Consider the following 13,902-nt stretch of genomic DNA (forward strand, 5'->3'; position numbering starts at 1 on the left):
ATGCGTGCGAAGGGGTCGGTCGCCCGGTGGGGCCGGCCCCTTCGCCATGCCCGCGGACGGCCGCCTCATGGCCGGCGGCCGCCCCCGTCGAGGCCGTCGAGTTCCACGGCGGCGCAGCGCCAGCGCTGGTCGGCGCCCCGTTCCAGGCGGAAGGCCATCGCGCGGACGCGGGGGCCGGTGGCGATCGTCGCGAAGGCCTCCACGGTGGTGCTGCCGGGGTGGACCTGGACGGAGCAGCGGCGCAGGACGGGGCGCGGGCCGAGCGACCGCAGGGGCGTCCGCGGGGCGAGCAGGACGAGCTGCTCGTACGCCTCGCCGACGGTGTGGCCGAGCATCCAGTGGACGGGGCGCTCCCCGCTGAGCACGGCGAGGAGGCGCTCGGCGAAGACGGTGTGCGGTGGGAGCGTGCGGGGTGCGGTGCGGGGCGGGCCGCCCTGGGACGGCGTACGGGGGCGGGCGCCGGCCCGGCCGCGCGGGTGCGCGCCCGCGGAGCCGTGGGGGCGGCTTCCGGACGGGGCGCCGGGGGCCGTGCGGGGGCGCGGGGTGGGGGAGGGCGTGGTGGTGAGCGTGACGGTCATGGCAGGCCCCTTTCGTTGCGTAACCGAGTGGTACCAGTCGGTAACTTCCGTTGGGGATCTTGTACGGGTGGACTTCGAGGCCCCGCAAGGAGGCCGCCGCGACGGGGAGGTCCGGAAACCGGATCACCTATCAGGGTGACGGGGAAGGAAACGGGCTCTCCGGCCGCTCGGCGGGCGGCCTTCCGCCAGGGACGGGCGGCGTGCTCGGCCGCCCGCCCCGAAGGGGGACTCCGCACGTATCCTGAGGGCTCTCCGACTACGAAAGCGGCCAGCCATGCGCGTCTACGTCCCCCTGACCCTCCCCGGTCTCGCACAGGCGCACAAGGCGGGCGAGCTCGGCCCCGGCCCGCTGACCGCCTACGCCGTCACGCCCGCGCTGCGCGAGTGGTACGTCTCCGACGACATCGAGGAGCTGGAGTACGCGGCGCTGAACCGGGCCGCGGCCGCCTCCCTGCGCCTCCTCGCGGGCCTGCCCGCCGCGCCCCGGCGCCGGATCGTCGTCGCCTTCGACGTGGCCGACAAGGACGCGGCCACCGACCCCGACGGCGGGCTCGACGCCGCCTCCATCGGCGAGGTCCGGATCACCGGGCCCGTCCCGTTCGCCAAGGCGGCGGCGGTGCACGCCGACGCGGACGACGCCGAGGCCGACGTCACCGCGGCGGCGGCCGCGCTGGGGGCGGCGGACCAGGGCGACGACGACGCACAGTTCGTCGTGGACGGCGCCGAGGACCACGAGCTCCTGTGGTTCGGCGTGCAGGAGATCCCCGGGCTGCTGGGCTGACACCGCGGCCCGTGCCCGTGTCCGTCCCGTGCCCGTGACCTGGGGACGGGCACTCTTCGCCGTCAGGGGCGCCGGGTACCGTCTTTCCATGGGGAAGCACGGGAAACACCTGGTCTGGGACTGGAACGGCACGCTGCTCGACGACATCGACGCGGTCATCGGTGCGACGAACGCCGCCTTCGCCGAGCTCGGACTCGATTCGATCACCCTGGAGCGGTACCGCGAGCTGTACACGGTGCCGGTGCCGAAGTTCTACGAGCGGCTGATGGGGCGGCTGCCGACCGACGCGGAGTGGACCGTCATGGACGGCGCCTTCCACCGGCACTACTGGCAGAGGGCCGAGAACTGCGGGCTGACCACCGGTGCCGCGGAGCTGCTCGCGGCGCGGCAGGAGTCCGGCTTCACACAGTCGCTGCTGTCACTGGCGCCGCACGCCGAGCTGATACCGCTCGTCCGGCGGCACGGGATCGCCGAGCGGTTCGTACGGATGGACGGGCGCCCCGACACGTCCACGGACGGGAAGTCCGGGCACATGGTGCGGCACCTGACCGCGCTGGCCGTTCCCGCGGAGCGGGTGGTCGTCATCGGTGACGCCGCGGACGACGCGGTGGCGGCGGGGCACGTGGGGGCGAAGGCGGTGCTGTACACCGGGGGGTCGCACAGCCGGGCGTCGCTGTCGCGGGTGGGGGTGCCGGTGGTGGACTCCCTGGAGGAGGCGGTGGCCGTCGCGGAGTCACTGGTCTAGGCGCGGCGCCCCGGCGGGGCGGCCGGGCCGCCCCGCCGGGCCGGGTGCGGCCCGGTGGGGCGGGTTGTGCCCACCCGTTCCGCCCCGGCGGAACGCATGCCCACAACCCGCCCGAGGCGTCAGGCCTTGGCTCGGAGGACCTTGAGGAACTCGCGCATCCAGGTGGGGTGGTCGGGCCAGGCGCGGGAGGAGACGAGGAGGCCGTCGACGACGGCGGCGGAGTCCTGGAAGGTGGCGCCGGCGGCCTGCATGTCGAGTTCCAGGGCCGGGTAGGCGGTGACGCGGCGGCCTTCGAGGCTGCCGACCGCGGCCGTGAGGAGCGGGCCGTGGCAGATCTGCGCGACGGGCTTGTCGGCGTCGAAGAAGGCCTTGAGGATCTTGCGGAGCTCGGGGTCGTTGCGCAGGTACTCCGGAGCGCGGCCGCCCGGGATCACCACCGCGACGTAGGCGCCGGGGTCGACCTCGGAGAAGGCCAGGTCGGCGGGCCAGGTGTAGCCGGGCTTCTCGGTGTACGTGTCGAAGCCGGGCTCGAAGTCGTGGACGACGAACCGCAGCGTCTTGCGGGCCGGGGCGGCGATGTCGACCTCGTAGCCCTCCTCCAGAAGCCGCTGGTAGGGGTACATCACCTCCAGAGACTCCGCCGCGTCCCCGGTCACGATCAGGATCTTCGCCATGGCTCTCCCAGATCACAGATGGTCGGTCTGTCGTGCTGTGCCCATGCTTGCGTACACGCTGCCGCCGACGGGCCTGTTTGCCAAGAGGACACGTGTCGCTGTCCATAACGTCAAACTTCGCCCGCTCTTTTGTACGCATACGGCTCATGACGGTTCGGGGTGCGGGAGCGATAGGCTTTTCCCGTGATCAGCGCGATACGCCGTGGGGGCAGCGAAGCCCCCGGCTGCCGCCCGGTCCGCGACAGCGGCCGGGTCGACCGTGCGTTCGCCGATCCTTCCCGTCCGGACGCGCCACGCTCCGTGGCCGATAACGATCCGGGCATCTCTCATCCGGGCATAACGTCGTCTTCGACCGGAATCACCGCGTCGTGGCGTTGTGCCCTTTCTTCCACCGACGTCACGCAACGGCGCGCGACAGGAGTCAGAGGACATGCAGACCAAGCTGGACGAAGCCAAGGCCGAGCTGCTCGAGAGGGCCGCTCGGGTAGCTGAGCACAGCCCGGTCGGGGGGCGACTTCCGACGGGGCCGGAGGGTGCGGGCGAGCGCCCGGACCGGGACACCGTGCTCGAGTACCTCCAGCGCTACTACCTGCACACCGCGCCCGAGGACCTCGGCGACCGCGACCCGGTCGACGTGTTCGGTGCCGCGCTCTCTCACTACCGGCTCGCGGAGAACCGCCCGCAGGGCACCGCGAACGTGCGCGTCCACACCCCGACGGTGGAGGAGAACGGCTGGACGAGCAGCCACTCCGTCGTCGAGGTCGTCACCGACGACATGCCCTTCCTCGTCGACTCGGTGACCAACGAGCTGTCCCGCCAGGGCCGCGGCATCCACGTCGTGATCCACCCGCAGGTCCTCGTCCGCCGTGACGTCACCGGCAAGCTCATCGAGGTCCTCGCGGCCCAGATCGACGGCGAGCTGCCCCACGACGCGCTCACCGAGTCGTGGATCCACGTCGAGATCGACCGCGAGACCGACCGCGCCGACCTCAAGCAGATCACCACCGACCTGCTGCGCGTCCTGTCCGACGTCCGCGAGACGGTCGAGGACTGGGAGAAGATGCGCGACGCCGCGCTGCGCATCGCCGAGGGCCTCCCGGCCGAGCCCACCGCCTCCGACCTGCGTCCGACCGAGGTGGAGGAGGCCCGCGAGCTGCTGCGCTGGCTCGCCGACGACCACTTCACCTTCCTCGGCTACCGCGAGTACGAGCTCGTCAACGGTGACGCCCTGTCCGCCGTGCCCGGCACCGGCCTCGGCATCCTGCGCTCCGACCCGCAGCACGCGGGCGACGACCAGGGCCACCACGCCCACCCCGTCTCGCCGTCCTTCAGCCGGCTGCCCGAGGACGTCCGCGCCAAGGCGCGCGAGCACAAGCTGCTGATCCTGACGAAGGCCAACAGCCGCTCGACCGTGCACCGCCCCTCGTACCTCGACTACGTCGGTGTGAAGAAGTTCGACGCCGACGGCAACGTCATCGGCGAGCGCCGCTTCCTCGGCCTGTTCTCCTCGGCCGCCTACACCGAGTCCGTGCGCCGCGTCCCCGTCGTCAAGCGCAAGGTCCAGGAGGTCCTGGAGGGCGCCGGCTTCTCGCCGAACAGCCACGACGGCCGCGACCTGCTCCAGATCCTGGAGACGTACCCGCGCGACGAGCTCTTCCAGACCCCGGCCGACCAGCTCCAGTCCATCGTCACCAGCGTCCTGTACCTCCAGGAGCGGCGCCGGCTGCGGCTCTACCTGCGCCAGGACGAGTACGGCCGCTACTACTCGGCCCTCGTCTACCTGCCGCGCGACCGCTACACGACCCGTGTCCGGCTGCGGATCATCGACATCCTGAAGGAGGAGCTCGACGGCACCAGCGTCGACTTCACCGCCTGGAACACCGAGTCGATCCTCTCCCGGCTCCACTTCGTCGTCCGCGTGAAGCCCGGCACCGAGCTCGCCAAGCTCACCGACGCCGACGTCGACCGCATCGAGACCCGGCTCGTCGAGGCCGCCCGCTCCTGGTCCGACGGCTTCGGCGAGGCCCTCAACGCCGAGTTCGGCGAGGAGCGCGCCGCCGAGCTGCTCCGCCGCTACGGCAACGCCTTCTCCGAGGGCTACAAGGCCGACCACTCGCCGCGCGCCGCCGTCGCCGACCTGGTCCGCATGGAGGCCCTCACCGCCAGCGGCAAGGACTTCGCGCTCTCCCTCTACGAGCCGGTCGCCGCGGGCCCCGGCGAGCGCCGCTTCAAGATCTACAAGACCGGCGACCAGATCTCCCTGTCCGCCGTCCTCCCGGTCCTCAACCGGCTCGGCGTCGAGGTCACCGACGAGCGTCCGTACGAGCTCCGCTGCGCCGACCGCACGCACGCCTGGATCTACGACTTCGGCCTGCGGATGCCCGCCCCGACCGGCAACGGCGGCGACTACGTCGGCGACGACGCCCGCGAGCGCTTCCAGGAGGCCTTCTCCGCCACCTGGACCGGCCAGGCCGAGAACGACAACTTCAACTCCCTCGTCCTCTCCGCCGGGCTCACCTGGCGCGAGGCGATGGTGCTGCGCGCCTACGCCAAGTACCTCCGCCAGGCCGGTGCGACGTTCAGCCAGGACTACATGGAGGACACCCTCCGCAACAACGTCCACACCACCCGGCTGCTCGTCTCCCTCTTCGAGGCCCGGATGGCCCCGGAGCGCCAGCGCGCCGGCACCGAGCTGATCGACGCGCTCCTGGAGGAGCTGGACGCCGCCCTCGACCAGGTCGCGAGCCTGGACGAGGACCGGATCCTGCGGTCCTTCCTCACCGTCATCAAGGCGACGCTGCGGACCAACTTCTTCCAGAAGTCGGTCGACGGCGCCCCGCACGCCTACGTGTCGATGAAGTTCGACCCGCAGGCCATCCCCGACCTGCCGGCCCCGCGCCCCGCCTTCGAGATCTGGGTGTACTCGCCCCGCGTCGAGGGCGTCCACCTGCGCTTCGGCAAGGTCGCCCGAGGCGGCCTGCGCTGGTCCGACCGCCGTGAGGACTTCCGTACGGAGATCCTCGGCCTGGTCAAGGCGCAGATGGTGAAGAACACCGTCATCGTGCCGGTCGGTGCCAAGGGCGGCTTCGTCGCCAAGCAGCTCCCGGACCCGTCCGTGGACCGTGACGCCTGGCTGGCCGAGGGCATCGCCTCGTACAAGACCTTCATCTCGGCGCTGCTCGACATCACCGACAACCTGGTCGCGGGCGAGGTCGTGCCGCCGGCCGACGTGGTCCGCCACGACGAGGACGACACGTACCTGGTCGTCGCCGCCGACAAGGGCACCGCGACCTTCTCCGACATCGCCAACGGGGTCGCCGAGGACTACGGCTTCTGGCTCGGCGACGCCTTCGCCTCCGGCGGCTCGGCCGGTTACGACCACAAGGGCATGGGCATCACCGCCCGCGGCGCCTGGGAGTCCGTCAAGCGCCACTTCCGCGAGCTGGGCCACGACACCCAGACCGAGGACTTCACGGTCGTCGGCGTCGGCGACATGTCCGGCGACGTGTTCGGCAACGGCATGCTGCTCAGCGAGCACATCAGGCTCGTCGCCGCGTTCGACCACCGGCACATCTTCATCGACCCGAACCCGGACGCGGCCGTCTCGTACGCCGAGCGCCGCCGCCTCTTCGACCTGCCCCGCTCGTCCTGGGCCGACTACGACCCGTCGCTGCTCTCCGCCGGCGGTGGCATCCACCCCCGCAGCGCCAAGTCCATCCCGATCAACGCGCAGGTCAGGGCCGCCCTCGGCATCGAGGACGGGATCACCAAGATGACCCCGGCCGAGCTGATGAAGGCCGTCCTCCAGGCGCCCGTCGACCTGCTGTGGAACGGCGGCATCGGCACGTACGTCAAGTCGTCGGCCGAGTCCAACGCCGACGTCGGCGACAAGGCCAACGACGCCATCCGCGTCGACGGCCAGGACGTCCGTGCCAAGGTCGTCGGCGAGGGCGGCAACCTCGGCGCGACCCAGCTGGGACGCATCGAGTTCGCCCGCTCCGGCGGCCCCGAGGGCGAGGGCGGCAAGGTCAACACCGACGCCATCGACAACAGCGCCGGCGTCGACACCTCCGACCACGAGGTCAACATCAAGATCCTGCTCAACGGGCTCGTCGCCGAGGGCGACATGACCGTCAAGCAGCGCAACAAGATCCTCGCGGAGATGACCGACGAGGTCGGCGCGCTCGTCCTGCGCAACAACTACGCGCAGAACACCGCCCTCGCCAACGCCGTCGCCCAGTCGCCCTCGCTGCTCCACGCCCACCAGCGGTTCATGCGCCGCCTGGGCCGCGACGGCAGCCTCGACCGGTCGCTCGAGTTCCTGCCCAACGACCGGCAGATCCGCGAGCTGCTCAACAACGGCCGGGGCCTGAGCCAGCCGGAGCTCGCCGTCCTCCTCGCGTACACCAAGATCACGGTGGCCGACGAGCTGATCGGCACGGAGCTCCCGGACGACCCGTACCTGCGCGGCCTGCTCCACGCGTACTTCCCGACGCTGCTGCGCGAGAAGTTCACCGAGGCCGTCGACAACCACGCCCTGCGCCGCGAGATCATCACGACCGTCCTGGTCAACGACACCGTCAACACCGGTGGCTCGACCTTCCTGCACCGCCTCCGCGAGGAGACCGGCGCGTCGATCGAGGAGATCGTGCGGGCGCAGACCGCCGCCCGTGCCGTCTTCCGGCTCGGCCAGGTCTGGGACGCCGTCGAGGCCCTCGACAACCAGGTGCCGGCCGAGATCCAGACCCAGATGCGGCTGCACTCCCGCCGCCTGGTCGAGCGCGGCACGCGCTGGCTGCTCAACAACCGGCCGCAGCCGCTCCAGATCGGCGAGACCATCGACTTCTTCGGCGAGCGCGTCGAGGAGGTCTGGCGGCAGCTGCCGCAGCTGCTGCGCGGCGCGGACCTGGAGTGGTACCAGTCGATCCTCGACGAGCTGGCCGGGTTCGGCGTGCCGGAGGAGCTCGCCCTGCGGGTCGCCGGCTTCTCCTCCGCCTTCCCGATCCTCGACGTCGTCGCGATCGCGGACCGGATGGGCAAGGAGCCGCTCGCGGTCGCCGAGGTCTACTACGACCTGGCCGACCGGCTGCGGATCACCGGCCTGATGGACCGGATCATCGAGCTGCCGCGCAGCGACCGGTGGCAGTCGATGGCCCGCGCCTCGATCCGCGAGGACCTCTTCGCGGCGCACTCGGCGCTGACCGCCGACGTCCTCACCGTGGGCAACGGCAGCACGAGCCCCGAGGAGCGGTTCAAGGCCTGGGAGGAGAAGAACGCGGCGATCCTGGGCCGCGCCCGGACGACCCTGGAGGAGATCCAGGGCTCGGACACCTTCGACCTGGCGAACCTCTCGGTCGCCATGCGGACGATGCGCACCCTGCTCCGTTCGCACAGCTAGTCGCCTGACGGCGAAGGGCCCCGCCGGAGATCCGGCGGGGCCCTTCGCCGTCTCCTCATGCCGTCAGTCGGCCCGCTCGGCGGGCGGGGTGACCGTCGAGGTCCACAGGCGGCGGGCGGCGAGGAGGGCGGCGGCGAGGAGGAGGGCGTTGCGCAGGACCATGACGGTGAGGCCGGTGGGGGTGCCGGCGACGACGTCGAGGTAGAGCACGGGGTACGCGAGGGAGCTCAGCGCCGCGGCCGGGAGGAGGAGCAGGGCGACCGGGCGCATCACTGTCCGGCGGGAGGTCAGGCAGACGGCGGCGAGCCCGATCAGCCAGATCATGTACTGGGGGCTGATCACGCGGCTGGTGACGGTGAAGAGCAGGACTGCGGCGAAGGCCGCGTCGAGGGGGGTGGCCGGGGTCCAGCGGTGGGCCCGGACGCGCCAGAGGAGCAGCCAGCCGAAGGCGGCGACGGTGAGCAGCAGGGCGAGGTGGCCGAGGCTGGAGACGTACGGGCCGACGTACTCGAAGGCGCCGTAGCGGAACTCGACCCCGCCGGACCAGGCGCCGGACGCCCGGGCCAGCGCGAGGGCGGTGCCGCCGAGGGACTCGATCTGGATGCCGCGGTCGCCCTGCTGGCGCAGGAAGCCCAGGGACTCGGAGAAGAAGAGCGCGAGGGTGGCGAGGAGCGCGAGGGCGGTGACGCAGGCGGCGGTCCAGGCCTCGCGGGTGGTACGGCCGCGGGGCGTGCCGATCAGGGCGAGGGCCGGCCAGACCTTGACCATCGCGCCGATCCCGGCGAGCGCCCCGCCGAGCTGGTGGGCGGCGGTGGAGCGGGCGCCGAGGGCGAGGAGCGCGAGGACGGCGAGGGCGGTGGTCTGGACGTCGTACCGGGCGAGCGGCAGGTGCAGGAGGAGCGGGAGGCCGCAGACCCAGATCCAGGCGCCGTGGGTGAGGCGGGCACTGTCCGCGCGGGCGAGGGCGACGGTGACGACCGCGTCGGCGAGGAGGGTGAGGGCGACGAACGCCTGGAAGTACGTGAGCCACGGGAGGATGCCGGGCGACATGATCACGAGTCCCGCGCCGGGTGGGTACTGCCAGGTGACGTCGCCGGGCGGGAAGGTGCCCGCGGCGAACTGGCCGTACCAGTGCCGGTAGAGGGCGACCTCGCGGGCCACCCCGCCGATGCCCAGGTCGTCGCGGGACAGCAGCAGGAGCATGCCGGCCCGGGTGAGGAGCCAGACGGCGGCGAGGGCGAGGTAGGGGCCGCGGCCGACGGTGACGAAGGTGGCGGAGGTGAAGGTGTCCGACTCGAAGGGCGAGGCGGTCAGGGTGGGGGGTTCGCTCCCGGTCCGCGGGGTGGTGGGTTCGCTTTCGCTCCGGGGTGGTGCGGGGGGCTCGCTTCCGGGACGGGGCGGTGACTGCGGGTGATCGTTCGTCATCCCACCGCACTTTAGACCGTAATGTCCCGATTATCCGTCGTCTTCGGTTCCGGCCGGGCCGTGAACTCCTCGTACGCCGCCACCACCTCCTCCGCGGGGCCGTCCATCCGCGGCGTCCCCGCTTCCAGCCACAGCGCCCGCTCGCAGGTCTCGGTGACCGTCGAGTTCGAGTGACTGACCAGGAAGACCGTGCCGGCCTCCGCCCGCAGCTCGTCGATCCTCCGCCGGCTGCGGCTGCGGCTGCGGAAGCGCGCGTCGCCCGTCGACAGGGACTCGTCGATCAGCAGGACGTCGTGGTTCCTCCCGTTCGAACCGATCAGGCCAATCGCCTCGCCGTGGTGCGCGACCGGGCTGACGCCGCGGACGGCGTGCACCCGGCGGCCGGCCGGAGCCGTACGGCCGCGGCGCAGGATCCGGCCCAGGGCGGCGGTGGCGTTCCCGCGGCCGCCGCCCGGCCCGCCGCCGGTTCCGACGCCTCCTCCGCTGACGGTGTACGTGATGTGGACGCCGCCGGCTCGTCGTCGTCCGCACCCCCCTGCCGCCGGGATACGCCGACGACCTCGCGCGCTCGGCCGTGGCGGCGCTCGGGGCCTGACGGGCCGCTACTTCACCGCGCCCGCCATCACCCCGGACGCGAACTGCCGCTGGAAGGCGAAGAACACCACCAGCGGCACCACCATGGAGACGAACGCGCCCGGCGCGAGCACGTCCACGTTGTTGCCGAACTGCCGGACCTGCTGCTGGAGAGCCACCGTGATCGGCGGCGACTGCGAGTCCGCGAAGATCAGCGCGATCAGCATGTCGTTCCACACCCACAGGAACTGGAAGATCCCCAGCGACGCGATCGCCGGACCCCCGAGCGGCAGCACCACCCGGGTGAAGAGCCGGATCTCGCCCGCCCCGTCGAGCCGCGCCGCCTCCAGGAGTTCACGCGGGATCTCCGCGAAGAAGTTCCGCAGCAGGAAGATCGCGAACGGCAGGCCGAAGGCCGTGTGGAAGAGGACGACCCCGAGCGTCGTCTCGAAGAGCCCGACCGCCCCGAACAGCTTCGACACCGGTACCAGGGCGACCTGCACCGGCACCACGAGCAGGGCCACCACCCCCAGGAACCACCAGTCCCGGCCGGGGAAGTCCAGCCACGCGAACGCGTACCCGGCGAACGAGCCGAGGGCGAGGACGAGGAGCGTCGCCGGCACGGTGATCAGGACGGTGGAGACGAGCGAGCCGGTGATCGTCTCGTTCGCCAGCAGGTGCGCGTAGTTCTCGGTGGTCAACCGGGCGGGCGCGGCGAACACCTGCCACCAGCCGCCCGCCGCGATGTCCGAGGACGAGCGGAGCGACGAGACGAGCAGCCCGACCGTGGGCAGCAGCCAGAACAGGCCGGCCAGGACGAGGAAGACGCGGACCGCGCCGGACGCGGCCCCGGCGGCCACCCGCGAGACGAACGACGCGGTCCGGGAAGCGGGCGGCGCGGTCCGGGAGGCGGGCGGCGCGGTCCGGCGGGCGAGCGACGTCATCGGCGGGTCTCCCTTCGTATGCGGCGGATGTTGACCGCCATCACCGGCAGGACGAGCAGGAGCAGGACGACCGCGATCGCCGAGCCCACCCCGAGGTCCGCGTCCGTGCCGAAGGACGAGCGGTACAGCTGGAGCGCCAGGACGTTGGCGTCGTCCTGGGCCGAGCCCGGCGCGATGACGAAGACCAGGTCGAAGACCTTGAGCACGTTGATCATCAGCGTGACCAGGACGACCACGAGGACCGGGGCGAGGAGCGGCACCGTGATCCTGCGGAACACCTGCCACTCGTTCGCCCCGTCGACCCGCGCCGCCTCCAGCAACTCGCGCGGTACGGCCGCCAGCCCAGCCCCGATCAGCACCATCGCGAACCCGGCCCACATCCACACGTACGCCCCGATGACGGCCGGGGTCACGAGCGTCGGCCCCAGCCACTCCACGCCGTCGTACTGCTCGCGGAAGTTGCTCGCGGGCAGCCGCAGGACGGCCCCGTCGGCGCGGTCGGCGGGCAGGGCGAAGGTGCCGTCGGCCGCCGCCGTGGCCGTGGCGACCACCTTCCCGTCCCGCACCGCTTCGATCCGCAGCCCCGCCAGGCCCAGTTCCGCCGGGTCGACGACGTTCGGCCGCCCGCCGCCGCCCCGGGTGAAGTCCAGCCACGCCGTTCCGGCGACCGTGCCCGTCCCGCCGGCCCCGGCGGCCGGCTCGCGGGCCGGGCGGGCCTCCTTCGGCATCTGCCCCGGAGCCACCCCGATCAGCGGCAGCCGTACGGGTTCCCCGGCGCGCACCGGCTCCTCGGTGACGAACGCGCCGCCGCCGGCCGCCTCGAGCGGGTGCACGGGCAGCGGCCGGGCGCGCGGGAAGCCGGACGCCTCGGCGAACGTGTCGTGGACCCCGACCCAGACGGCGTTGGCGACCCCGCGGTCCGGGTCCTGCTCGTAGACGAGCCGGAAGATGATCCCGGCGGCGAGCATCGAGATCGCCATCGGCATGAAGACGACCAGCTTGAACGCCGTGCCCCAGCGGACGCGTTCGGTGAGCACCGCGAAGACCAGACCGAGCGCGGTGGCCACCACGGGCGCGACGACCAGCCAGATCAGGTTGTTGCGGACGGCGGTGCGGAGCGAGTCGTCGGTGACGAGCGCCAGGTAGTTGTCCAGGCCCACGAACGAGGTGCCGGGACGGTCGAAGAACGAGCGCTGGACGGAGTACCCGATCGGGTAGACGACCAGCGCGCCGAGCAGGACCAGGGCGGGGAGCAGGAACCCCGCCGCCACGACCCTGCTCCGCGCGCCGGTCCCGCGGGGCGCGCGTGGCCCGCGGGGCCCGGATCCGGGGGCGCCGGGCGTGGCCTTCGGCCCGGCGCCGCGGACGGCCTTCGGCATGGCGGGCATCAGCTCTTCGCGGCGGCCCGGTACGCCTTGGCCGCGTCCGCCTCCAGCCGCGCCTGGGCCCCGGCGACGTCCTTCGGGTTCTTCAGGAAGTCCTGGAGCGCCTTCCACTCGCCCTTGCCGGGAGTGCCGCCGAAGGACTGCGGCATCTGGTCCGACATGTCGAAGCGGAAGTCGTCGCCGGCGTCGATCAGCGCCTTCGCGATCTCGCGCTGGACGTCGTTCGGGTACGCGGCCGGGTCCAGGTTCTTGTTGGGGGAGAGGAAACCGCCCTCCGCCGCCCAGATCCTCGCCGCGTCCGGGGAGGCGAGGAAGGCGAGCAGCGCCTGCGCGCCCTTGGTGTCCTTGAGGGCCACGGCGGCGTCGCCCGCGGTCACCACCGGGGCGGTGCCCGAACCGACGGTGGGGAACGGGAAGACCTTCGCGTCCGTACCGATCTTCGCCTGCGTCTGGGCGATGTTGACGGCGGCGAAGTCGCCCTCGAAGACCATCGCCCCCTTCGGCTGGTCGCCGCCCGTGAACGTCTGGGTGACCGAGGCCGGGTACTCCGTCTGGAGCGCGCCGTTCGTCCCGCCCGCGATCAGCGCCGGCTTGCCGAACAGCTCGCCGAGGGTCGTCAGGGCCGCGGCGACGGACGGGTCCGTCCACTTGATCGTGTGCTTGGCCAGCTGGTCGTACTTGGCCGGTCCCGCCTGGGAGAGGTAGATGTTCTCGAACCAGTCGGTGAGGGTCCAGCCGTCCGCGCCGCCGACCGAGACCGGGGTGACGCCGGAGGCCGAGATCGTCTCGGCGGTGGCGAGGAAGTCCTTCCACGTCTTCGGCTCGGACGCGCCGGCGTTCTCGAAGACGGCGGTGTTGTACCAGACCAGGGACTTGTTGGCGGCCTTGAAGTACACCCCGTACTGGGTGCCGTCCACCGCGCCGAGCTCCTGCCAGCCCTGCGAGTAGTTCGCGGCCAGCGCGGCCTCGGCCTCGGGGCCGACCGGCTTGAGCCACTTCTGCGCGGCGGCCTGCTGGATCGCGCCCACCTGCGGGAGCATCGCCACGTCGGGCGGCGAACCGCCGGCGATCTTCGTGCCGAGGAAGTTCACGATCGGGTCCTGGGCCGGCACGAACGTCACCGTCGCCCCGGTGCGCTTCTCGAACTCCCTTAAGACCTTGGTGAAGTTCTCCTGCTCCGGGCCCGTCCAGACGGCCGCGACCTCGATCTTCTGGCCCTTGAGGGGCAGTTCGCCCGTCGGTCCCGGCTTCTTCCCGGCCTCGCCGCCCCCACCGCAGGCCGCGAGGGCCAGTGCGGAGAGCGCCGTGAGCACCGTCATGGTCACTGCGGCCTTGCGTGGACGAAGAGTTGTACGCATCGCTGCCCCGTCTCTCCCGTGCGCGTCGCTGTCCCGTGCCG

General features: G+C 72.2%; 10 protein-coding genes and 1 pseudogene. 4 read left to right on the plus strand and 7 right to left on the minus strand.

What is annotated here, in order from left to right; translation table 11 throughout:
- Positions 1-65: 65 nt before the first annotated feature.
- Positions 66-578, minus strand: a complete 513-nt coding sequence (locus OO54_RS47680; RefSeq protein ID WP_078905429.1) for an Rv3235 family protein — start codon at positions 576-578, stop codon at positions 66-68.
- A gap of 274 nt (positions 579-852) precedes the next feature.
- Between OO54_RS47680 and OO54_RS31165 the strand changes: the two genes are divergently transcribed.
- A complete protein-coding gene (locus OO54_RS31165; RefSeq protein WP_017237005.1) occupies positions 853-1,359 on the plus strand; it encodes a DUF6912 family protein in 507 nt (168 codons plus the stop codon).
- 88 nt (positions 1,360-1,447) lie between these two features.
- Complete coding sequence (locus tag OO54_RS31170) at positions 1,448-2,104, plus strand: HAD family hydrolase (protein WP_033209029.1); 657 nt, start codon at positions 1,448-1,450, stop codon at positions 2,102-2,104.
- A 119-nt stretch (positions 2,105-2,223) separates the two neighbouring features.
- Here the strand turns inward: OO54_RS31170 and OO54_RS31175 are convergent, their stop codons facing one another.
- Positions 2,224-2,778 (minus strand): DJ-1/PfpI family protein, encoded by a 555-nt coding sequence (locus OO54_RS31175; protein WP_017237007.1) that lies wholly within the window; start codon positions 2,776-2,778, stop codon positions 2,224-2,226.
- Positions 2,779-3,208: 430 nt separating this feature from the next.
- Between OO54_RS31175 and OO54_RS31180 the strand changes: the two genes are divergently transcribed.
- On the plus strand, positions 3,209-8,176 hold the full coding sequence (locus OO54_RS31180; protein WP_033209031.1) for an NAD-glutamate dehydrogenase: 4,968 nt from the start codon (positions 3,209-3,211) through the stop codon (positions 8,174-8,176).
- 63 nt (positions 8,177-8,239) lie between these two features.
- Here OO54_RS31180 and OO54_RS31185 read toward each other — a convergent pair whose 3' ends face one another.
- Entirely contained in the window at positions 8,240-9,601 is a 1,362-nt protein-coding gene (locus OO54_RS31185; protein ID WP_418953276.1) for a glycosyltransferase 87 family protein, read from the minus strand.
- Between the two features lie 11 nt (positions 9,602-9,612).
- Positions 9,613-10,149, minus strand: coding sequence for an ABC transporter ATP-binding protein (locus OO54_RS31190; protein WP_051787330.1), 537 nt, complete (start codon positions 10,147-10,149; stop codon positions 9,613-9,615).
- Here OO54_RS31190 and OO54_RS47685 point away from each other — a divergent pair.
- Positions 10,113-10,196, plus strand: a pseudogene (locus OO54_RS47685) (TetR family transcriptional regulator); the annotation flags it as partial. The gene OO54_RS31190 and the pseudogene OO54_RS47685 sit on opposite strands and share 37 nt — an antisense overlap.
- A 7-nt stretch (positions 10,197-10,203) precedes the next feature.
- Here OO54_RS47685 and OO54_RS31195 read toward each other — a convergent pair.
- Genes OO54_RS31195 through OO54_RS31205 form a run of 3 tightly spaced genes read right to left on the minus strand, consistent with a single transcriptional unit; the run spans position 10,204 to position 13,861 of the window.
- A complete protein-coding gene (locus tag OO54_RS31195) occupies positions 10,204-11,118 on the minus strand; it encodes a carbohydrate ABC transporter permease (protein ID WP_033209032.1) in 915 nt (304 codons plus the stop codon).
- Positions 11,115-12,497, minus strand: coding sequence for a carbohydrate ABC transporter permease (locus tag OO54_RS31200; RefSeq protein ID WP_033209051.1), 1,383 nt, complete (start codon positions 12,495-12,497; stop codon positions 11,115-11,117). The genes OO54_RS31195 and OO54_RS31200 overlap by 4 nt, the downstream gene beginning before the upstream one ends.
- A gap of 8 nt (positions 12,498-12,505) precedes the next feature.
- Positions 12,506-13,861 (minus strand): ABC transporter substrate-binding protein, encoded by a 1,356-nt coding sequence (locus OO54_RS31205; RefSeq protein WP_200146743.1) that lies wholly within the window; start codon positions 13,859-13,861, stop codon positions 12,506-12,508.
- Between the last annotated feature and the right edge of the window lie 41 nt (positions 13,862-13,902).

The organism is Streptomyces wedmorensis, from assembly GCF_000716445.1.
GTDB classification, from domain to species: Bacteria; Actinomycetota; Actinomycetes; order Streptomycetales; family Streptomycetaceae; genus Streptomyces; species Streptomyces wedmorensis.